This is a genomic window from Streptomyces sp. NPDC001599 (assembly GCF_042893535.1).
Classification (GTDB): domain Bacteria; phylum Actinomycetota; class Actinomycetes; order Streptomycetales; family Streptomycetaceae; genus Streptomyces.
Map to the genome: position 1 here is coordinate 167,933 of NZ_JBIAVA010000003.1, position 19,172 is coordinate 187,104.

18 protein-coding genes are annotated in these 19,172 nt (G+C 72.2%); 7 read left to right on the forward strand and 11 right to left on the reverse strand.

Annotation, left to right across the window (positions count from 1 at the left end; genetic code table 11):
• Positions 1-120 precede the first annotated feature (120 nt).
• Positions 121-3,144 carry an alpha-mannosidase gene (locus ACFYZ3_RS09510; RefSeq protein ID WP_388515021.1) on the forward strand — a complete coding sequence of 1,008 codons (3,024 nt, stop codon included), beginning with the start codon at positions 121-123 and terminating at the stop codon, positions 3,142-3,144.
• A gap of 25 nt (positions 3,145-3,169) precedes the next feature.
• On the opposite strand, the gene ACFYZ3_RS09515 is transcribed toward ACFYZ3_RS09510, so the two are convergent.
• Positions 3,170-4,582, reverse strand: coding sequence for a lipase maturation factor family protein (locus ACFYZ3_RS09515; RefSeq protein WP_388515022.1), 1,413 nt, complete (start codon positions 4,580-4,582; stop codon positions 3,170-3,172).
• A 116-nt stretch (positions 4,583-4,698) separates the two neighbouring features.
• Here ACFYZ3_RS09515 and ACFYZ3_RS09520 point away from each other — a divergent pair, with 116 nt between their 5' ends.
• Both ACFYZ3_RS09520 and ACFYZ3_RS09525 read left to right on the forward strand, forming a co-directional pair.
• Positions 4,699-6,789 (forward strand): SpoIIE family protein phosphatase, encoded by a 2,091-nt coding sequence (locus ACFYZ3_RS09520; RefSeq protein ID WP_388515023.1) that lies wholly within the window; start codon positions 4,699-4,701, stop codon positions 6,787-6,789.
• A 40-nt stretch (positions 6,790-6,829) separates the two neighbouring features.
• Positions 6,830-7,693, forward strand: coding sequence for an Fpg/Nei family DNA glycosylase (locus ACFYZ3_RS09525; RefSeq protein WP_388515024.1), 864 nt, complete (start codon positions 6,830-6,832; stop codon positions 7,691-7,693).
• 43 nt (positions 7,694-7,736) lie between these two features.
• On the opposite strand, the gene ACFYZ3_RS09530 is transcribed toward ACFYZ3_RS09525, so the two are convergent.
• The 3 genes from ACFYZ3_RS09530 to ACFYZ3_RS09540 all read right to left on the reverse strand — a co-directional run bounded on the left by ACFYZ3_RS09530 (position 7,737) and on the right by ACFYZ3_RS09540 (position 9,816).
• The gene (locus ACFYZ3_RS09530) at positions 7,737-8,387 is read right to left on the reverse strand and encodes a zf-HC2 domain-containing protein (protein WP_388515026.1); all 651 of its coding nucleotides are present in this window, start codon (positions 8,385-8,387) and stop codon (positions 7,737-7,739) included.
• Between the two features lie 218 nt (positions 8,388-8,605).
• The gene (locus ACFYZ3_RS09535; RefSeq protein ID WP_388515027.1) at positions 8,606-9,121 is read right to left on the reverse strand and encodes a hypothetical protein; all 516 of its coding nucleotides are present in this window, start codon (positions 9,119-9,121) and stop codon (positions 8,606-8,608) included.
• Positions 9,122-9,261: 140 nt separating this feature from the next.
• A complete protein-coding gene (locus ACFYZ3_RS09540) occupies positions 9,262-9,816 on the reverse strand; it encodes a sigma-70 family RNA polymerase sigma factor (protein ID WP_388515028.1) in 555 nt (184 codons plus the stop codon).
• 264 nt (positions 9,817-10,080) lie between these two features.
• On the opposite strand from ACFYZ3_RS09540, the gene ACFYZ3_RS09545 reads away from it, so the two are divergent.
• On the forward strand, positions 10,081-11,235 hold the full coding sequence (locus ACFYZ3_RS09545; protein ID WP_388515030.1) for a CapA family protein: 1,155 nt from the start codon (positions 10,081-10,083) through the stop codon (positions 11,233-11,235).
• Position 11,236: 1 nt separating this feature from the next.
• Here ACFYZ3_RS09545 and ACFYZ3_RS09550 read toward each other — a convergent pair whose 3' ends face one another.
• Entirely contained in the window at positions 11,237-11,710 is a 474-nt protein-coding gene (locus ACFYZ3_RS09550; protein WP_388515031.1) for a MarR family winged helix-turn-helix transcriptional regulator, read from the reverse strand.
• Between the two features lie 57 nt (positions 11,711-11,767).
• On the opposite strand from ACFYZ3_RS09550, the gene ACFYZ3_RS09555 reads away from it, so the two are divergent.
• Complete coding sequence (locus tag ACFYZ3_RS09555; protein WP_388515033.1) at positions 11,768-12,583, forward strand: alpha/beta fold hydrolase; 816 nt, start codon at positions 11,768-11,770, stop codon at positions 12,581-12,583.
• Here the strand turns inward: ACFYZ3_RS09555 and ACFYZ3_RS09560 are convergent.
• Both ACFYZ3_RS09560 and ACFYZ3_RS09565 read right to left on the reverse strand, forming a co-directional pair.
• Positions 12,580-13,986, reverse strand: a complete 1,407-nt coding sequence (locus tag ACFYZ3_RS09560) for an amino acid permease (RefSeq protein WP_388515034.1) — start codon at positions 13,984-13,986, stop codon at positions 12,580-12,582. The genes ACFYZ3_RS09555 and ACFYZ3_RS09560 overlap by 4 nt on opposite strands.
• 120 nt (positions 13,987-14,106) lie before the next feature.
• Positions 14,107-14,568, reverse strand: a complete 462-nt coding sequence (locus tag ACFYZ3_RS09565) for a universal stress protein (protein WP_388515036.1) — start codon at positions 14,566-14,568, stop codon at positions 14,107-14,109.
• A 110-nt stretch (positions 14,569-14,678) separates the two neighbouring features.
• Between ACFYZ3_RS09565 and ACFYZ3_RS09570 the strand changes: the two genes are divergently transcribed.
• Positions 14,679-15,518, forward strand: coding sequence for a polysaccharide deacetylase family protein (locus tag ACFYZ3_RS09570; protein ID WP_388515038.1), 840 nt, complete (start codon positions 14,679-14,681; stop codon positions 15,516-15,518).
• 31 nt (positions 15,519-15,549) lie between these two features.
• Here the strand turns inward: ACFYZ3_RS09570 and ACFYZ3_RS09575 are convergent, their stop codons facing one another.
• The gene (locus ACFYZ3_RS09575) at positions 15,550-16,215 is read right to left on the reverse strand and encodes a class F sortase (RefSeq protein WP_388515040.1); all 666 of its coding nucleotides are present in this window, start codon (positions 16,213-16,215) and stop codon (positions 15,550-15,552) included.
• A 330-nt stretch (positions 16,216-16,545) separates the two neighbouring features.
• On the opposite strand from ACFYZ3_RS09575, the gene ACFYZ3_RS09580 reads away from it, so the two are divergent.
• On the forward strand, positions 16,546-17,040 hold the full coding sequence (locus ACFYZ3_RS09580) for a hypothetical protein (protein ID WP_385350387.1): 495 nt from the start codon (positions 16,546-16,548) through the stop codon (positions 17,038-17,040).
• Positions 17,041-17,122: 82 nt separating this feature from the next.
• Here ACFYZ3_RS09580 and ACFYZ3_RS09585 read toward each other — a convergent pair whose 3' ends face one another.
• From ACFYZ3_RS09585 to ACFYZ3_RS09595, 3 genes are all read right to left on the reverse strand, one after another.
• On the reverse strand, positions 17,123-17,641 hold the full coding sequence (locus ACFYZ3_RS09585) for a hypothetical protein (RefSeq protein ID WP_388515042.1): 519 nt from the start codon (positions 17,639-17,641) through the stop codon (positions 17,123-17,125).
• A 189-nt stretch (positions 17,642-17,830) separates the two neighbouring features.
• Positions 17,831-18,595: a hypothetical protein gene (locus ACFYZ3_RS09590; RefSeq protein WP_388515043.1), complete on the reverse strand. Its 765-nt coding sequence runs from the start codon at positions 18,593-18,595 to the stop codon at positions 17,831-17,833.
• A 16-nt stretch (positions 18,596-18,611) separates the two neighbouring features.
• Positions 18,612-18,743, reverse strand: coding sequence for a hypothetical protein (locus ACFYZ3_RS09595; RefSeq protein ID WP_016325543.1), 132 nt, complete (start codon positions 18,741-18,743; stop codon positions 18,612-18,614).
• Positions 18,744-19,172 lie beyond the last annotated feature (429 nt).

The following is a 19,172-nucleotide window of genomic DNA, read 5'->3' on the forward strand; positions in this document are numbered from 1 at the left end:
GAACGAGAGAGCCGCACGATTCGAAGGGCCTCCCGCTGGGGAGCTGTACCTGACGTCGGCCCCCGCCACCGCCCGCCCAACCCCAGGCAATCACCCGCCCCCCGACCCCGGAGCACCCGCATGCATGACGACCGCAACCTGGTCGAAGCCCGCCTCAAGCGCGTCCTCGACGAGCGTGTCCGCCCCGCCCTCTACCCCGAGTCCGTACCGCTGGACGTGGCGGTCTGGGACGTGCCCGGCGAGCCCGTCCCCGTCGAGGAGGGACTCGCGGCCGAACCGCGGCCCATCGAGGTCGGCGCCCGCTGGGGCGCGCCCTGGGGCACCAGCTGGTTCCGCGTCACCGGCAGCGTGCCGAAGGAGTGGGCCGGGAAGACCGTCGAGGCGGTCCTCGACCTCGGCTTCGACGAGAACATGCCCGGCTTCCAGTGCGAGGGCCTGGTCTACCGCCCCGACGGCACCCCGGTGAAGGGCCTCAACCCGCGGAACCAGTGGGTGCGGATCGGCGCCCCCGTCGAGGGCGGCGAGCAGGTGCGCCTGCACGTCGAGGCGGCCTCCAACCCCGTCATCCTCGACTACCACCCCTTCGTGCCGACCCGGCTCGGCGACAAGGACACCGCGGGCAGCGAACCGCAGTACACCCTCACCCGCATGGACCTCGCCGTCCTCGACGAGACCGTGTGGAACCTGGTGCTCGACCTGGAGGTCCTCGGCGAGCTGATGGCCGAACTGCCGGTGGACTCTCCGCGCCGCTGGGAGATCCTGCGCGCCGTCGACAAGGCACTGGACGCCATCGACCTCCAGGACGTGGGCGGCACGGCCGAGCAGGCCCGTTCCCGCCTCACCGAAGTGCTGGCCGCCCCCGCCGTGCCCTCCGCGCACCGCATCAGCGCCGTCGGGCACGCGCACATCGACTCGGCGTGGCTGTGGCCGCTGCGCGAGACCGTGCGCAAGGTGGCCCGCACCACCTCCAACATGACCGCCCTCCTGGAGGACGAGCCGGACTTCGTCTTCGCCATGTCCCAGGCCCAGCAGTGGGCGTGGGTGCGCGACCACCGGCCCGAGGTGTGGGCGCGGGTCAAGAAGGCCGTGGCCGACGGGCGGTTCGTGCCGGCCGGCGGCATGTGGGTGGAGTCCGACACCAACATGCCCGGCTCGGAGGCGATGGCCCGGCAGTTCGTGCACGGCAAGCGCTTCTTCCTCGACGAGTTCGGCGTCGAGAACGACGAGGCGTGGCTGCCGGACACCTTCGGCTTCGCGGCGGGCCTGCCGCAGATCATCAAGGCCGCGGGGGCCAAGTACCTGCTGACGCAGAAGATCTCCTGGTCGCAGACGAACAAGTTCCCGCACCACACCTTCCGCTGGGAAGGCATCGACGGCACCCGAATCTTCACCCACTTCCCGCCCGTCGACACCTACAACTGCTCGATGAAGGGCAGCGAGATCGCCCACGCGGCGAAGAACTTCAAGGACAAGGGCGTCGCCCGGCACTCCCTGGCCCCCACCGGCTGGGGCGACGGTGGCGGCGGCACCACCCGCGAGATGGTCGCCAAGGCGGCCCGGCTGCGGAACCTCGAAGGCTCGGCGACGGTCGAGTGGGAGACCCCGCACGCCTTCTTCGAGAAGGCCGAGGCCGAGAACCCGGCGCCGCCGGTCTGGGTCGGCGAGCTGTACCTCGAACTGCACCGCGCCACCCTCACCAGCCAGGCCAAGACCAAGCAGGGCAACCGCCGCAGCGAACACCTGCTGCGGGAGGCCGAGCTGTGGGCGGCCACGGCCGCCGTGCGCGCCGGGTTCCCCTACCCGTACGACGACCTGGACCGGATCTGGAAGACGGTCCTGCTGCACCAGTTCCACGACATCCTGCCCGGCTCCTCCATCGCCTGGGTGCACCGCGAGGCCCGCGCCACCTACGACAAGGTCGCCACCGAACTGAACGGCATCATCGACGCCGCCCAGCGCGCCCTGGCCGGCGAGGGCGACACCTCGCTGGTCTTCAACTCCGCACCGCACGCGCGGGCCGGGGTACCGGCGGGCGCCGCCACGTCCCCCGCGACCGAGGGACGCACGGACCTGAGCCCCCGGCCCGGCGGCGGCCACGTCCTGGACAACGGCCTGCTGCGGGTCGAGATCGACGAGCGGGGCCTGGTGGTGTCGGCGTACGACCTCGCCGCCGACCGCGAGACGATCGCGCCGGGCGGGGCGGGCAACCTGCTCCAGCTCCACCCCGACTTCCCGAACATGTGGGACGCCTGGGACGTCGACGAGTTCTACCGCAACACGGTCACCGACCTCACCGACGCCGACGAGGTCGTCCCCGGCGACGACGGTGCCTCGGTGCGGATCGTCCGCTCCTTCGGTTCCTCCCGCGTCACCCAGGTGCTGACCCTGGCGCCGGGGGAGCGGCGTCTCGAGGTGGACACCGAGGTCGACTGGCACGAGACGGAGAAGTTCCTCAAGCTCGCCTTCCCGCTCGACGTGCACGCCGAACGGTACGCGTCGGAGACCCAGTTCGGGCACTTCCACCGGCCCACCCACACCAACACCAGCTGGGAGGCCGCCAAGTTCGAGGCGTGCAACCACCGCTTCATCCACCTGGAGGAGCCCGGCTGGGGCGTCGCACTCGTCAACGACTCGACGTACGGCCACGACGTCACCCGTACCGTCCGCGGCGACGCCGACGCCGGTACGACCACCACGGTCCGGCTCTCCCTGCTGCGCGCCCCGCGTTTCCCCGACCCCGAGACCGACCAGGGCGTGCACCGCTTCCGGCACGCGCTGGTGCCGGGCGCGGGCATCGGCGACGCCGTGCGCGAGGGCTGGCGGATCAACCTGCCCGAGCGGCGCGTCACGGGCGGCGCCCCGGAGGTCGCCCCGCTCGTCACGGTCGACCGGGACGCGGTCGTCGTCACCGCCGTCAAGCTCGCCGACGACGGCAGCGGCGACGTCGTGGTCCGCTTCCACGAGGCCCACGGCGGCCGGGCCCGCGCCACGCTGACGGCCGGCTTCGCGGTCACGGACGTGCAGGTGACCGACCTGCTGGAACGCCCGCTCGCGGACACGGAGGCCCCCCGGGCGGACGGCGACCGGATCGCCGTAGGCCTGCGTCCGTTCCAGCTGATGACCCTGCGGCTCAAGCGCGCCTAGCGCCGCCGCCTCCGACGGGCCCGGCTCACCGGAAAGGGGTGAGCCGGGTCGGCGGCAGGTACTCCCGCACATACGTCCGCTCCCAGCACGCGCCCGTCTCCCGCAGCTCCCGCCAGGTCGTGTACCGGTAGCGGAACAGCCGGGCGCGCACGAAGCGCGGCGGCGCGTCCGGCGGGAAAGGGGAGCGGCGCAGCAGCCGCAGCGTGGCGCGGTCGTTCTCCAGCAGCCGTTCCACCAGCGTGCCGAACCACGACCCGGCGTACGACGGCGACAGCGCGGCGAACCACATCAGCCAGTCCAGCCGCAGGTGGTACGGCGCGAACTGGCGCGGCCAGCGTCGCGGGTCGCCGGGTTTGCCCTTGAACTCGTACTCCCGCCAGTCGCCGTCCTTCCGGGCGACCTCGTCGGCGGTGCCCTCGATCACCACCTCGTAGCGGACCCGGCTGACGGAGCCGAAGGCGCCGTAGGTGTTGACCAGGTGGAGCGAGTCGAAGGAGCGGTTCATCACCTGGCGGCGGGAGATCATGTTGCGCACCGGCCGATGGCTCAGGAACACCAGCAGCGCCGCCACCGCCAGGACCACGGCCTCGTACCAGAGCGGCGCGGCGGCCACGGCCGGGGCATCGGCCGGGAAGCGGACCACCGACAGGGCCAGCACGATGGTGACCCAGTTGAGCCAGGAGAAGTTGCCCGAGAGCACCAGCCACAGCTGGGTCGCGATCATCAGCGCCGCGGCGGCCGTCGACACGGGGTGCGGGGCGAACAGGAGGAAGGGCACCACCAGCTGCGTGACGTGGTTCGCGGCGACCTCGACCCGGTGCAGGGGCCCAGGGAGGTGGTGGAAGAACCAGCTCAGCGGGCCCGGCATCGGCTGGGTCTCGTGGTGGTGGTGCAGGCAGGTCAGCTTCCGCCAGCACTCGTCGCCGCGCATCTTGATCAGCCCCGCCCCGAACTCCACCCGGAACAGCAGCCAGCGCAGCAGGAACAGCACCACGACCGGCGGCGCCACCTCCTCGTTGCCCAGGAACACGGCGACGAAGCCGGTCTCCAGCAGCAGCGACTCCCAGCCGAAGGAGTACCAGGTCTGTCCGACGTTGACGATCGAGAGGTACAGCGCCCACGGCACCAGCCACAGCAGCATCGCGCCCCACAGCGGCAGCAGCGAGTCCAGCCCGGCCACCAGCGCCGCCGACACCGCGCAGCCCGCCCAGGCGCAGCCCGCGAAGAGCCGGTCCGAGTAGCGCCACTGGAACAGGCTCGGCGCCCGCCGGAACGGCACCCGCTCGACGAAGCGGGGTACCGGTGTCAGACCGCGCTCGCCGAGCAGCGCCCGGAACTGGAGGGCCGCCGTCAGAAACGCGACCAGGTACACGGCGGCCAGGGCCCGCTGGAAGACCAGCCGAGCCAGCCAGTAGTCGGGTGCGGTGAACCACTCCACGGCCGGGCTCCTCTCGTACCCGCTCCGTGTACCCCGCCCGGCTCCCGGACCCTCTTCGGCGCGGCCCGGTGAACCAGGAGTCGAAGATTCCGACAAATCCTGGCAAGGTGGGGTCCATGTCTGATCGGGGAGCGAGCGCCCCGTCACTCCCGGACGACTGGCCCGCCCACCCGGACCCGATCCTGGCGCTCAACCGCATGGGCAGCTTCGACTGGGACCTGGACGCCGGACTGTTCCACATGGACGCCCAGGCCCACGAGGTGTTCGACCTGCGCCCGGACGAGTACGACGGGCGCCCCGAGTCGCTTTCGCTGCGGGTGCCCACGGCGGAGAGCCGCCGCATGGACACCATCGTCGCGCGGGCCATGAAGGACGGCAGCGAGAACTACGGCACCTACTTCCGGCTGCGCCGCCGCGACGGCACCCTGCGCTGGACCCACACCCAGGGCTACATCCGCCGGGACGAGACCGGCCGCCCCCGCCGGATCATCGGCATCGTCCGCGACGCCACCCAGGAGGTGGCCGACATCGCGGCCAACCGGGAGCAGGCGGCGCAGGACGAGGCGCGCCGCCGGCTCACCAACGTCGTCCAGCTCGCCACGGCCGCCCTCGCGCACGCCCGCACCGTGGACGACGTCATCGACGTGCTGCGCGACACCCACGGACTCACCCGGCTGGGCGCCACCAGCCTGGTGATGGGCCTGGTCGAGGCCGGCCGCATCCGGCTGGTCGCCGACGGCCCCGAGAACAGCTTCATCCCCGGCACCCGGATCACCCGGATCGACGAGCCGTATCCGATGAGCGAGGCCGTACGGACGCTCAGTCCCCGCTTCATCGAGTCGCCGGAGGAGTTCGCGGAGCGCTACCCGGGGCTGTGGAAGGACATCACCCACCTCGACATCACCGCGGCCGCCTATCTGCCCCTGATCGCCCAGGCCCGGCCCATCGGTGCCATCGGGCTGCTCTACAGCGACCGGCACGGCTTCTCCCCGGAGGACCGCAACGTCCTGGTCGCGCTCGGCAGCGGCATCGCGCAGAGCCTCCAGCGGGCCATGCTCTACGAGCAGGAGATGGACCTCGCCGAGGGCCTCCAGCAGGCCATGCTGCCGCGCACCATCCCCAGCGTGCCCGGCTGCGACGTCGCCGTCCGCTACCGCGCGGCCTCCATCGGCGGCGCGCTCGGCCGGGACATCGGCGGCGACTGGTACGACCTGATCCCGCTGCCCGGCGGGCGCGTCGGCGCCGTCATCGGCGACGTCCAGGGCCACGACACGCACGCCGCCGCCGTCATGGGCCAGCTGCGCATCGTGCTGCGCGCCTACGCCGCCGAGGGCCACCCCCCGGCCACGGTGATGGCACGGGCCTCCGTCTTCCTGCACGAGCTGGACACCGACCGCTTCGCGACCTGCCTGTACGCGGAGGCCGACCTGGGCACCGGAGTGGTCCAGGTGGTCCGCGCCGGCCACATCGACCCGCTGCTGCGCTTCGGCGACGGCACCTGCCGCCTGGTGCGCGTCGAGGGCGGGCTGCCGCTCGGCCTGTCCGCCGAGTTCGGGCGCCTCGCCTACCCGGTCGCCACCCTGGAGCTGGACCCGGGCAACACCCTGCTGCTGTGCACCGACGGCCTGGTCGAGCAGCCCGGCGCCGACCTCGACGAGGGCATGGACGTCCTCACGGCGCTGATCACCTCCGGACCGCAGGACGTGCGGGACCTGGCCGACCGGCTGATCGACGTGGTCGACGAGCGGCGCGGCGACGACGACGTCGCGCTGCTGGTGCTGCGCCGGCACGGCCTGGGCGCCCCGCGGACCTTCGGCCGGGTCCAGCAGCACGTCTCCCCGGGCGACCCCGAGGGCCTCACCGAGGCCCGGCACATGATCCGTACCGCGGTCCGGTCCTGGGGCGCCCGCGGCCAGAGCGACGAGATCGAACTGGTCGCCGACGAGCTGATGACCAACGCCCTCATGCACACCGAGGGCTCCGCCGTCGTCACCCTGCGGCTGCTCACCGGAACCGACCGGCGGCTGCGGGTCGAGGTCGAGGACTCCTCCAGCGCGCTGCCGCGCCGCCGGGAGGCAGGGGACGACGGGGTGTCCGGACGGGGGCTGCTCCTGGTCGACACGCTCGCCGACGAGTGGGGCGTGGAGGCGCGCGGCGGCGGCAAGGTCGTCTGGGCGGAGTTCGTGGTGGCGCACAGGGCGGGCTGAACCCGCTGGCGCCGCCGGGGGCCGGTGGCACTCTGGACGTATGCCAGAACTGCCCGAGGTCGAGGCGCTCCGCGACTTCCTGACCGAACACCTCACCGGCCGCGAGATCGTCCGGGTCCTGCCCGTGGCGATCAGCGTCCTGAAGACGTACGACCCCCCGCTCACGGCGTTGGGGGGTCACCGCGTGGCGGCCGTGCACCGCCACGGCAAGTTCCTCGACGTGGAGACGGCCGGCGGCCCGCACCTGGTGACCCATCTGGCCCGGGCCGGCTGGCTGCACTGGAGGGACAGCCTCCCCAGCGGTCTGCCCAAGCCCGGAAAGGGCCCGCTCGCGCTGCGGGTCGCCCTGGAGACCGGCGCGGGCTTCGACCTGACGGAGGCGGGCACGCAGAAGCGGCTCGCGGTCTACGTCGTGGCCGACCCCCGGCAGGTGCCGGGCGTGGCCCGGCTCGGTCCCGATCCGCTCGCCGACGACTTCGACGAGGCACGCTTCGCCGCCCTCCTCGACGGCGAGCGGCGGCAGCTCAAGGGCGCCCTGCGCGACCAGAGCCTGATCGCGGGCGTGGGCAACGCGTACAGCGACGAGATCCTGCATGCCGCCAAGATGTCCCCGTTCAAACTGGCCGCCTCCCTCACCGACGAGGAGACCGCCCGGCTGTACGCGGCCCTGCGCGACACGCTCACCGAGGCCGTGGAACGCTCCCGGGGCATCGCCGCCGGCCGCCTGAAGGCCGAGAAGAAGAGCGGGCTGCGGGTCCACGGCCGCACCGGAGAGCCCTGTCCGGTGTGCGGCGACACCATCCGCGAGGTCTCCTTCAGCGACTCCTCGCTCCAGTACTGCCCGACCTGCCAGACCGGCGGCAAACCGCTGGCGGACCGCAGGATGTCGCGGCTGCTCAAGTAGCGGTGCCCACCCGGACCCGGTGACGGCGGTCGCCGGGCGACGGTCATCCGGCCGGCAGCGTCACCAGGTGCTCGCCGTCCGCAGTCCGCACCTCGTAGCGTTCGATCTGGCCGGGATGCAGGGCGGCTCCGCCGCGCATGGTGTGCGGCCGGGTGCCGTGCCCGGGGACCATCCAGCTGGTGATCGTCTGTTCGGACCCGTCGCGGCCCACGGCGACGAGCCGGCAGGAGCGCGGGCCGCCCCCGTCCTTGACCTCGAGCCGCACGTCCGTGCCCCAGGTCTCGTCCTCGGCCGTGATCCGCGCCCACACCCCGGACCGGGCATCGGTCGCGGTGACCGGCGCCGCCGAATCGCCCTGGCTCGCGTACAGCACGGCGCCGGGCCCGGCCACGGCGCACACGAGGGCGGCGGCCACGGCGTACAGCACCCGCCGCCGGCCGGCCCGCCGGCGCGTGGTCACCTCGGACAGCAACCGGTCGAGCAGTCGCGGTCCCGGCCTGGTCAGGGGGTGGACGATACGGGGTGTCGCCTGCCGGTACAGCATCAACTGACGGGTGGCGGGACCGAATTCGGTCACCTGGGCCGCGCACCGGGGGCATTCCATGAGGTGGTCCTCGAAGCGGAAGGCCTCCGCTTCGTCCAGTACGCCGAGCGCGTAGGCGCCGACGTCACGATGCCTTTCCAGGGACCTCATGCCGAATCCTCGTACCGTTGGGTGCGGGTGGGGTTACTCCTTGCTCCCACCCGTACGCACCCGACAGCCGAATCACTCAAGCCACCCCGGAATCGCAACCAAGGTGTTCGGAGCGGCCCGCGGCGTGGATTGGTCCGTCCCGCGGGAAAGTTCGTGAGGCCGCCCGGGGAGGCTGGAAGAGACCGCCCGGGGAGGTCGGAAGAGGCCGCCCGGGGCGGCTAGAACAGGTGGATGGCCAGGTGCCCCAGCGGCAGCCCGAGCTGCCAGGCGGGCGTCCACACCTTCGGCCCCTCGTCCTCTCCGGACACCGGCGCACCGCCGGGCACCGCGTTCAGGTCCGGGGCGAGCAGTTCGGTGTCCTGGAGCCAGCGCCAGGCCGCCCGGGCCAGCTCCAGGTCCGGCGAGTGGCGTCCGGCGGCGACGGCCTCGGCCGTGACCTCGGCCAGCCGCCCGTGCACCCACTCGTGCCAGGGCTGGTCGTACGCCGTCAGGGACAGCCAGGTCTCCAGGTGGGTGACGACCCGGATGCCGCTCAGTTCGTTCTCCGTGTCGGACAGGAAGACGGTGAGCGCCAGCGCGTCGCGTCCGGCGCGGAACTCGAAGGACGTCGGCGGCATCAGATCGCCGGTCCGCAGCAGCTCGTCGGCGATGTACTCGGCGTACAACCAGGCCATGGGAACGCTCAGTTCGCCCCCACCGGTGCCGTCCGTGCTCTCTTGACCTCTGTGCAGCATCCCTTCCTGCCTTCCTCCGGTGCGTGCGCGTCGCCCGACCGGGTCATGGACCCCCGTCCGGAACACGGATGAGGACAGCCGACTGCTCAACCGGGGTCCTGGGCAAGGCGCTTTACGGAGGCTTGACCAAAAGGTCGGTTTCACCGCAGGTCGGCGGCGTACCCCGGTAGCACCCTGCGCATGGCGCGCAGCGCGTAGTACGCGCGGGACTTCACGGTACCGGGTGGGATGCCGAGGGCGGCCGCGGCTTCCGCCACACTCGCCCCCTGGAAGTACACCAGCACCAGGACTTCACGGTGCTCCGGAGTGAGTGTCTTCACAGCCTCGCGCACATCGAGGGCGGCGGCGGCCCGTTCGGCGTGATCCGCGCAGACGCGCGAGTTCTCCAGTACGGCGTCGCCGACCTCCGCAGGGCGCGCCTGGCGGGCGCGGCGGGCGTCGATCGCGAGCCGCCGGGCCACGGTGAGCAGCCACGGCCGTACGGAGTCGAAGTCGTCGGCGCGCAGGGCCTCGGGATGCTGCCAGGCGCGGACCAGGGTCTCCTGCACCAGATCCTCGGCGCGCTGCCGGTCGCCGTCGCTGAGCCGCAGCAGCAGCGCGAACAGCGGCCGGCCGTGCTCGCGTTGCAGTGCGGCGAGCTCGTGCTCGGCGGTCGTCCCGTTCACTGTGTCCGTCAGGGTGATTCCGGCCGTCATGGCCGTATGGCACCGCAGGGGACCGTGCGGGGACAGGGCGTGCGCACGGGCGAGCGGCGGACGGTCGATCGCGTCGACGAACGGTTCGACGAACGGTCGGCGTGCGGTGGGCGTGCCGTGGGCGTGTGGTCCGGGCACCCCGTTCGCGCACGCCGGACGGGCTAATGGGCGTGTCGGAGCCGCGTGTGACGAACCGAGCCTCTTTACCTGTTTGTAAGTAAATGTGACTTTTCATTGGTGTGTGCGACCCAGCGGAGCGAACTGATGATCACACGCAGCCGGCAGGTGGCCCTGGCCCTGACCGCCCTCCTCACCGCGGGCGCGGCCTGCCAGGCCCGCGACCACGAACCGCCGAAGCCGCCGGCCCCGGCCCCGCCCGCCGCGGACACCGGTGCCTTCACCCTGGTCGCCTCCGGAGACGTGCTCCCGCACGACTCGATCATCGAGCGGGCCCGCTTCGACGCCGGCGGCACCGGCTACGACTTCCGCCCCATGCTCGCCGGCGCCCGGCCCGTCGTCGCGCGGGCCGACCTCGCGCTGTGCCACATGGAGACCGTCTACGGCGCGAACGGCGACTACAGCGGCTACCCGCTCTTCAAGTCCCCGCCCGAGGTGGCCAAGGCGCTGGCCGCCACCGGCTACGACGGCTGCTCCACCGCCTCCAACCACAGCGTCGACGACGGTGCGGACGGCATCCGCCGCACCCTGGACGCCCTCGACCGGGCGGGCGTACGGCACGCCGGGACGGCGCGCACCGAGGCCGAGGCCGACATCGCGACGGTGCTGCGCGCGGGCCGGGCCCAGGTGGCCCACCTCGCCTACACCCTCCACACCAACGGCCACCCGCTGCCCGCCGACCAGCCCTGGGCGGTCGGTCTCATCGACGAGGCGCGCATCGTCGAGGACGCGCGGGCCGCCCGGAAGGCCGGCGCCGACGTCGTCGTCGTGTCGATGCACTGGGGCACCGAATGGCAGGACGAGCCCGACCAGGACCAGTTGGCCCTCGCCCGGACCCTGACCGCGTCCCGCACCGGCGACCGCCCCGACATCGACCTGATCCTCGGCACCCACGCCCATGTCCCGCAGGCCTACGAGAAGGTCAACGGCACCTGGGTGGTGTACGGCATGGGGGACCAGATCGCGGGCGAGATGGTCAACAACGAGGGCGTCCGCGATCCGCGCGGCAACCAGTCGGCCGTCGGCCGCTTCACCTTCGCCCCGCCCGACCGGGCCGGCGAACGCTGGAAGGTGACGAAGGCCGAGTTCGTCCCGCAGTTGTTCGACGTGGACGCGGGCCGGGTGGTGAACCTCAACCGGGCGCTGGAGAACGGCGCCGAGCTGCGGGGCGTGCGCGACCGCATCCGCGACGTGGTGCTCAGCCGGGGCGCCGCCGCCGACGGGCTGGTGATGGGCGAGTAGGTCACGCGTCCGCCACGTGGTCCAGGGCCGTCAGCATGGCCCCGAGCACGCGCAGACAGGCGGTGACGTCGGCGTCCGTGAGGTCCGAGCCGACCTCGCGCAGCAGTCGGTGTTCCCGGTCGAGGACGCCGTCGATCGCGGCCCGGCCCCGGTCGGTCAGCCGGATCAGGGACGACCGGCGGTGCGCCGGGTTCGGGATGCTCTCCACCAGGTCCAGGGCCGCGGCCTCGTTGACCATCCGCTGGACGAACTGACGGCTGATCGCCTGGGCCCGGCCCATCTGCGGCACGGTCGTCGGACCGCCGCGCCGCAGCATGGTCAGCACGGCGCGGACGCCCACGGACAGGCCGTCGGAGGCCAGGCCCTGCTCGACGCCGCGCTGAGCGCGCCGGTAGAGGGGGCCGACCAGGTCGTAGACCTCGGTGAGGCGCCGGGCGAGCGCGTCCGGGGGGAGGGGTGCGTCGATGTCGTTCACCCCGCCATCATGACACCCAGGTTGCCAAAGTCGACCTCACATGACACCTTGGTTGTCATGACTGTTGTTTCGGACCTCCGTTTCTTCACCTCCGCCGACGGCGACCTCGCCTACCGCGACACCGGCGCGGGAGACCCGGTCGTCCTGCTGCACTCCGGGTTCACCGACCACCGGGTGTTCGACGCCCAGATCCCGGTCCTGGCCCGCGAGTACCGCGTGATCGCCCCCGACGTACGCGGACACGGCGCCTCGGCCAACGCGAGCAGGCCGTTCCGCTGGGCGGACGACCTTGCCGCGCTGCTGCGCCACCTCGACGCCGGACCCGCGGTACTCGTCGGTGTGTCGATGGGCGGGGCCATCGCCATCGACACGGTCCTCGAATACCCGGAGCTGGTCCGTGCCGTGGTCGCCTGCGGGGCGTCCACGAGCGAGTTCGAGTACACCAACCCCTGGGTGCGAGAAGTGCAGGCGGAGCAGGCCGCCGCACTGGGCGCCGGGGACGTCGAGGGCTGGCTCACGGCGTTCCTGCGCTTCGTGCCGGGGGAGCACCGCAGCCTCGACGACGTCGACCCGGACGTGCTGCGCCGGGTGCGCGAGATGGCCCTCGGCACCCTCTCCAAGCACAGCCCGGACGAGGAGAACCACCACGTGCCCCTGACCGACACCTGGCCCCGCGTCCCGAAGATCGACGTCCCGGTCCTCACCGTCAACGGCGCCCTGGACGCGCCCGAGCTGGTCGCCGAGGCGGAACGGCTCGCCCGTACGGTCCGAAGCGGCCGTTCCGCCACGATCGACGGCGTCGCGCACTACCCCAACATGGAGAAGCCGGACGCCTTCGAGGAGACCGTCACCGGGTTCCTGCGCACCCTCTAACGGCGTGCCAGCTCCGACTTCCGGTACGAGTACGCGAAGTAGATGACCAGGCCGATCACGAACCACACGGCGAACCGCACCCAGGTCTGCCACTGCAGGAAAGTGATCAGCCAGATCGAGAAGACGATGCCCAGCGCCGGCACGAAGGGCATCCACGGGGTGCGGAAGGTGCGCGGCAGTTCCGGCTGCCGGTAGCGCAGCACGATCACCGCCGCGCACACCACCACGAACGCCAGCAGGATGCCGATGTTGGTCAGCTCCGCCGCCTCGCCGATCGGCAGGAATCCGGCGATCACGGCGGACGCGCACCCCACGATCCAGGTGACCCGGGTCGGCACGTGCCGCGTCGGGTGCGTCTTGGCGAACCACTTGGGCAGCAGCCCGTCGCGCGACATGGAGAACCACACACGGGTCACGCCCAGCATGAACGTGAACATCACCGTGAGGATGCCGATGATGGCGCCCACCGCGATGATGTCGGCCAGCGAGCTGAGCCCCACCGACTTGAACGCCGTCGAGAAGCCGCTCTCCGGGTCGATCTCCTTGTAGTTCTGCATACCCGTCAGCACCAGACAGGCCGCCACGTACAGCACCATCGAGATGATCAGCGAGTAGATGATCGCCTTCGGCATGTGCCGCTGGGCGTCCTTCGACTCCTCGGCCGCCGTCGACATGGCGTCGTAGCCGAAGACCGCGAAGAACACCGTCGCCGCACCGGTGAACGCCCCGCCGACGCCGAACGGGAAGAACGGGTGGTAGTTCGAGCTGTTGATGTGGAAGACGCCGACCCCGATCACCAGCAGCACCACCAGCACCTTCAGCACCACCACGACCATCTCGAAGCGGGCGGCGTTCCTGATGCCCAGCGTCAGCAGGTACGCGATCAGCAGGCACAGCACGGCCGCGAACAGGTCGACCTTGTGCCCGTCCCCGGTGCCCGGCGCCCCCAGCATCCAGTTCGGCAGGTCGGCACCCATCTCGCCGACCAGGAAGCTGAAGTAGCCCGAGATGCCGATCGCGACCACCGCCACGATCGCCGTGTACTCCAGGAGCAGGTCCCACCCGATGAACCAGCCCACCAGTTCGCCCAGGACCGCGTAGCCGTAGGTGTAGGCGGAACCGGCCTTCGGGATCAGCCCGGCGAACTCGGCGTACGACAGGGCGGCCGCCGCGCTCGCGACACCGGCGATGAGGAAGGAGATCAGGACCGCCGGCCCCGCCGTGCCGTTGGCGACCGTGCCGGCCAGCGTGAAGATGCCGGCCCCGATGATGCCACCGACACCGATCGCGGTGAGCTGCCACAGCCCCAGCGAGCGCACCAGGCCCCCGCCGCTCTCCGTCTCCTCGATGTGTTCGATGGGTTTGCGGCGGAGAACACCCTCGCCCATGCGGAACCGGGCCATGCGCCTCACCTCTTCGTGAACGGCAAACGGCTGACGGTGGATCATGATGGCGCACGCACGTCCGTGACGGAAGTCACGACGCACGAAGGTCCCAAGACGCACACACCGGCCCGGCCGGTGCTACGGCACCACCGTCACCGGCCAGCGTCCCGCCTTCACCAGCCGCACCGCCACCGAGCCGACGAACCGGTGACCGGCCTGCTCGGAGGCGCCGACCACCACCGCGTCCGCCTTCAGCTCGTCGGCCGTCTGCTTCAGACCGCTGTACGGGTCGCCGCGGAACGTGTGGAACTCCCAGCGGACGTCGAATATCCCCTTCACCCGCTCGGTCGCCTCCCGGATCTGGGCCATCAGTTCCTCGGCGATCTCGTCGGTCGTCTCCGCCACCGACGCCCCGAGCGCCGCACCACCCGCCAGCACCGGCTGCACGTACACCACGGCGAGCAGGGCGCCCTGCCGCCTGGCCATCCCCCCGGCGTAGGCCGCGGCCCGCAGCGAGGAGTCGGAGCCGTCCACACCGACGACGATGACCTTCGGTCCGTCCGTGCCGCGTTCGAACTGATGGGAGTGCTGTTCCGTCACGCGGCGAGGTTATCGGAGTCCCCGGTGATCTTGAGCCGGGCGGGTGGTTTCATGCCGCCGCACCGGTGTTGCTCAGGTGCGGCGCACCGTGACCGGGCGACTGATGAGTCATGAAGAAGGACCAGTTGCTCACCCGCCGCACCCTGCTCACCGGCGTCGCGGCCCTGGGCGCGGCCGGCGCCGGCGGCGCACTCGCGGCGGGCCTGGGACACGGGCCGTCCCGGCCGCCCGCCCCCGTACCCGCCCCGGGCCCCCCGCAGCGCAGCCCGCTCAAACCCTCGGCCTACCGGCTCCAGCCCCTGACCGGATACGGCGCACCGCGTGCCGTGCCCGGCCGGCCCGCGGTGCGCAGCGAGCCGATCCTGCGCATGACGGGCCGGGGCCGCACCATGCTGCTCACCTTCGACGACGGACCCCACCCCGAGTACACCCCGAAGATCCTGGACACCCTGGCGAAGTACGAGGTGCGGGCGACGTTCTTCGTGTGCGGGGAGATGGCGGACTACAACCGGGACCTGCTGACCCGGATGGCCGACGAGGGGCACGTGGTCGGCAACCACACCTGGTCCCACCCGCTGCTGACGAAACTCTCCCGGCGCCGCATCCGCTCCGAGATGGAGCGCACCAGCGAGGTCGTCGAGCAGGCCTACGGCGAGGCGCCCCGCTGGTTCCGGGCCCCGTACGGCGCGTGGAACCGGGCCGCCTTCCAGCTCGGCGCGGAACTCGGCATGGAGCCGCTCGCCTGGACCGTGGACACCCTGGACTGGACGACACCCGGCACCGGCACCATCGTCGACCGGGTCGAGGAAGGCGCGGCCCCCGGTGTCGTGGTGCTCTCGCACGACGCCGGGGGCGACCGTTCGCAGAGTGTCCGCGCCCTGCGCCGCTATCTGCCCGAACTGCTCGACTCCGGCTACCACCTCACCGTCCCCCGGCGGCGCCTGATCTGACCGCCGCCGGGCCCGCCCGGCCGGGGCACGCTCAGCGGACCTCGACCAGGCGGGCGAAGGCGACGACGTTCCCGTCGTAGCCGTTCTGCTTGGTGAAACCGCCGCCGCAGGTGATGACCCGCAGTTCGGGGCTGCCTTTCGAGCCGTAGACCCGGTCGCCGGGGAAATTGTTCTTCTCGAACACTTCGATGCCGTAGATCTCGAAGACCGCCGTCTTCCCGTCCTGGCGGTGCACTTCCACCTTGTTTCCCTTTTTCAGGGCCCCGAGCCCGTAGAAGACGGCGGGGCCCTGCTGGTTGTCGACATGGCCGACCACGACCGCGGTGCCCTTTTCCCCCGGGGAGACCGCGCCGGTGAACCAGCCGGCCAGGTTCGGGTCCTCGGGCGGCGGCGCGTCGACCCAGCCGTCCGCGTCGAGTCCGACCCCCATGACCGGCGCGTCGACCTGGATGGCGGGGATGGAGACCTGGTCGGGCACCGAGTACGGCAGCGGGCTCACGCCGGCCGCGGCACCGTCGCCGGCCGCCGAGCGGGTGTCCGACGCGGCGGCCGACGCGGGCTGCGGGGGGCCCACGTCGAATTCCCCGGAGCCGTTGCGGATGAGCGCGAGACCGGTCAGCAGAACAAGCGCTATCACGCCCCAGGGAGCGCGCTTCCTCCGCCGCTCCTCCTCTTCGGCCAACTCGGAGTCGTACATTCGCCATCCCCTCTCGACCCGGCCGTCGCCGGATCATCCGCGCATACCAGCACGCTAAGGGCCTTGCGGGGGACCGGCGACGGGGCGGCGGCGAACGGGTGGTGCCCGCGTCCTGCCGTGCGCCATCCGGGAGGCGACCGGCAAGATTTTCTGACGGGGCGTGACCTGCGGCGATATCCACTCGCGCGGTTCCGGCCCGGCAACCCGCTCACCAGGACGGACCATTCCCGAAATGCGGCTGCGGGCAGGGCAACTGAGGGTCTTTCTGGGAGGCGCTTTCTCGCCGATCGACCGGGGACGGGACCCGGGGCGTCTTCCGCGGAGGATCACATGCGCAACACTCGTGCCCTCGCGGCAGCCGGCGCCGCCGTCGCTGTCCTCGGACTGGCCGCCCCCGCGGCCACCGCGGGCGGAGACCACAACCAGCCGAGCAACATCGTCGCACTGCCCAGCGTGATCGCCCGCGGCGGCCAGATGACCGTCACGGTCGACGGCTGCCCCCAGGGCGGCACCATGACCTCGGACGCCTTCCGGACCACCCACCTGACCCCGGTCAGGGGAGCCAACGAGACGTCCAAGGGCACCGCCACCATCAAGCAGGACGCCAGGCCGGGCTCGTACGACATCACCGTCAACTGCTCGGGCCGCCGGCTGACCCGGCCGGCCGCCTTCACCGTCATCGGCGGTGTCCGCGGCGGCCTCGGCGGCAGCAGCTCCAGCGGGGCGACCTCGACCGACATCGCGATCGGCGGCGGGCTCGTCGCCGCGGCCGTGGCCGGGGGCGGACTGTTCTGGATGCGCCGCCGGTCCGAGCGGCGGATCTGAGCGCAGGGCGGAGGACGGCAGCGGCACTTCGCCCCGGATCCGGTGGGATCCGGGGCGAAGTGCCGTGCGCGATGCGGGCGGGTCAGGCCCGGCCCTCGCCGGAACGGCGGCGCGAGAGGTGGTGAGCGGTGCCCACCGCGCCCGCGATGAGCGCCACGCCGAGCCCGATCTGCTTCAGGTCGAACCCCGCGACGCTGCCGCCCTGACCGGCGTGCACGCCCTTGTCGTGCCAGGGCTCGTCGGTCGGGCGGTGCGAGCCGCCGCCCGCGATCGTCAGGTCCACCGTGCCGGTCTTGTCCCGGCAGGCGAACGTCACCCGGTACACCGCCCCGCGCCGGGCGTCCCGGTCGACCCGCGCCGTGGCGGACGACTCGTCCCGCGGGATGGTGACCGTGTCGAACACCGGCGAGGTCACCGTGACCCGCCCCCGGCAGCCCGCCTCGGTACGGCCCACCCCCAGCGTGACCTGGCCGCCGGGTGCCACGGTGGCGGGGCTGACGGTGAAGCCGAACGTGTTCGAGCCCACGGCCCCGGCCGGTACACAGGCGGAGAGGGCGGCGCCGCCCAGCAGTGCGACCGAGGCGACGGGTATCGCGCGCATGGTGAATCCTCCGGGTCCCCGAGGAGCAGCGGCGGACCTGTTCCGCTCGCGCCAGGAATGCACCTCGATGTCCGAAACGCTAGGAAGCCGTGCACGTCACCGCGATCGCAGTCGCGCGAATGGGGCAAGAGTGTGGGCCGCTCAGGGGACGGTGACGGCGTGTCGGCCGTCACCGTCCCCGGTGTCGTGTCAGTCCCCGGCGCCGGGGAACAGGCTCAGGAACGGGTCGGTCGACGCCGAGACGCCCCTGCTGAAGGGGGCGTCGAAGTCCCAGATCAGGAAGAGCAGGAAGGCGATCAGCGCGGAGAACAGGCCCGCGAGGACCAGTTCGCGGGTCGTGCGCCGGATCTGCAGGGCGAAGACCATCCCGATGGTGATGACGGCGCCGGCGATCAGCCCGAACCACACCACCCCCGGCATGGTCGCCCCGGTCGACTGCGCACGGGCGTTGCGGGCCTGGTCCGCGAGGGCCACCTGGTCCACGAGGGGCTGGTACGCCTGCGCCTCGAAGTCCGACCTCGGTTCGTAGTCCGTGACGTCCGCGCGTACCCGGTCGAGCAGCTCGGTGCCGCGCTCGGTCACCTCTCCGTGGTCGGCCATGGCCTTCCACTCGGTGGTGACGACGTGTCCGACATAGGCGTTGACATCCGCCCGGATGCGGTCACGGACGTCGGCCGGGTAGACCCGGGCCCGTTCCGAGACCTCGTGCAGTGCGACGGCCTCGGTCTGCACGTCCGCCTCGGCGGCGCTGCGTGCCTCCCAGACACCGGCGATGGCCAGGCCCAGGACGATGGCGTACACCACGCCGATCCACATCGTCATGTACTCGATGACGTCCGGGGTCTCGGTGATGTCCTCGTCGTCGGACGCGGTGCGGTGCCGTAGGAGGGTGATGATGACCACCACGACGCAGGCGGCCAGCATCGCGAGGGTGAGAACAAGCCATTCCGGCAAGAGAGGCCTCCAGGGATCAGCGCGCACGGAGCGCGGCGACGGCGACCACCGCGGGCACCGTGATGAGCAGGACGAAGACGAGCGGCGACGTGGTACCGCGCGAGGAACGCTGCGGCGCACGGGCGGCGCGGTGGCGCGGATAGTGCACCGGGCTGAGCGAGGGACGGGGCGTGGGCGTGGCCGACGGCGCGGGGGCGGGCGCCGCGGAACGGACCGGCGGCGTGGGAGCGGGCGTCGGCGTCGGGCTCGGCTCAGGGGCGGGTTGCGGCGGCGCCGGCCGCGGGGCGGGAGGCGGCGGCGGTTCGGGCTCCGGCGCCGGCGGCTTCGGCGGGGGCGGCTTGGGAGCGGGAGGCTTGGGAGCGGGCGGAGGAGTGGGCTCGGGCGGGGGAGGCGTCGGTTCGGGGTCCGGTGGGGGCGTCGGTGTCGGTGTCGGTGTCGGCTTGGGGCAGGGCGGAAAGGTGGGCCAGGAGGCGCTCCCGGCGACCGCCACCGCGTCGGTGCCGTCCGGTCCGGTCGACGCGTACGCACACGCGTCGGCCCGGGCCGCGCCGGCCGGTATGCCGACGAGGGTGAACGT

Bases quoted from the DNA above. Each gene is read 5' to 3' on its own strand.
- ACFYZ3_RS09510 (WP_388515021.1), top strand. From the start codon at position 121: ATGCATGACGACCGCAACCTGGTCGAAGCCCGCCTCAAGCGCGTCCTC.
- ACFYZ3_RS09520 (WP_388515023.1), top strand. From the start codon at position 4,699: ATGTCTGATCGGGGAGCGAGCGCCCCGTCACTCCCGGACGACTGGCCC.
- ACFYZ3_RS09525 (WP_388515024.1), top strand. From the start codon at position 6,830: ATGCCAGAACTGCCCGAGGTCGAGGCGCTCCGCGACTTCCTGACCGAA.
- ACFYZ3_RS09530 (WP_388515026.1), bottom strand. From the start codon at position 8,387: ATGAGGTCCCTGGAAAGGCATCGTGACGTCGGCGCCTACGCGCTCGGC.
- ACFYZ3_RS09535 (WP_388515027.1), bottom strand. From the start codon at position 9,121: ATGCTGCACAGAGGTCAAGAGAGCACGGACGGCACCGGTGGGGGCGAA.
- ACFYZ3_RS09540 (WP_388515028.1), bottom strand. From the start codon at position 9,816: ATGACGGCCGGAATCACCCTGACGGACACAGTGAACGGGACGACCGCC.
- ACFYZ3_RS09545 (WP_388515030.1), top strand. From the start codon at position 10,081: ATGATCACACGCAGCCGGCAGGTGGCCCTGGCCCTGACCGCCCTCCTC.
- ACFYZ3_RS09555 (WP_388515033.1), top strand. From the start codon at position 11,768: ATGACTGTTGTTTCGGACCTCCGTTTCTTCACCTCCGCCGACGGCGAC.
- ACFYZ3_RS09560 (WP_388515034.1), bottom strand. From the start codon at position 13,986: ATGGCCCGGTTCCGCATGGGCGAGGGTGTTCTCCGCCGCAAACCCATC.
- ACFYZ3_RS09570 (WP_388515038.1), top strand. From the start codon at position 14,679: ATGAAGAAGGACCAGTTGCTCACCCGCCGCACCCTGCTCACCGGCGTC.
- ACFYZ3_RS09575 (WP_388515040.1), bottom strand. From the start codon at position 16,215: ATGTACGACTCCGAGTTGGCCGAAGAGGAGGAGCGGCGGAGGAAGCGC.
- ACFYZ3_RS09580 (WP_385350387.1), top strand. From the start codon at position 16,546: ATGCGCAACACTCGTGCCCTCGCGGCAGCCGGCGCCGCCGTCGCTGTC.
- ACFYZ3_RS09585 (WP_388515042.1), bottom strand. From the start codon at position 17,641: ATGCGCGCGATACCCGTCGCCTCGGTCGCACTGCTGGGCGGCGCCGCC.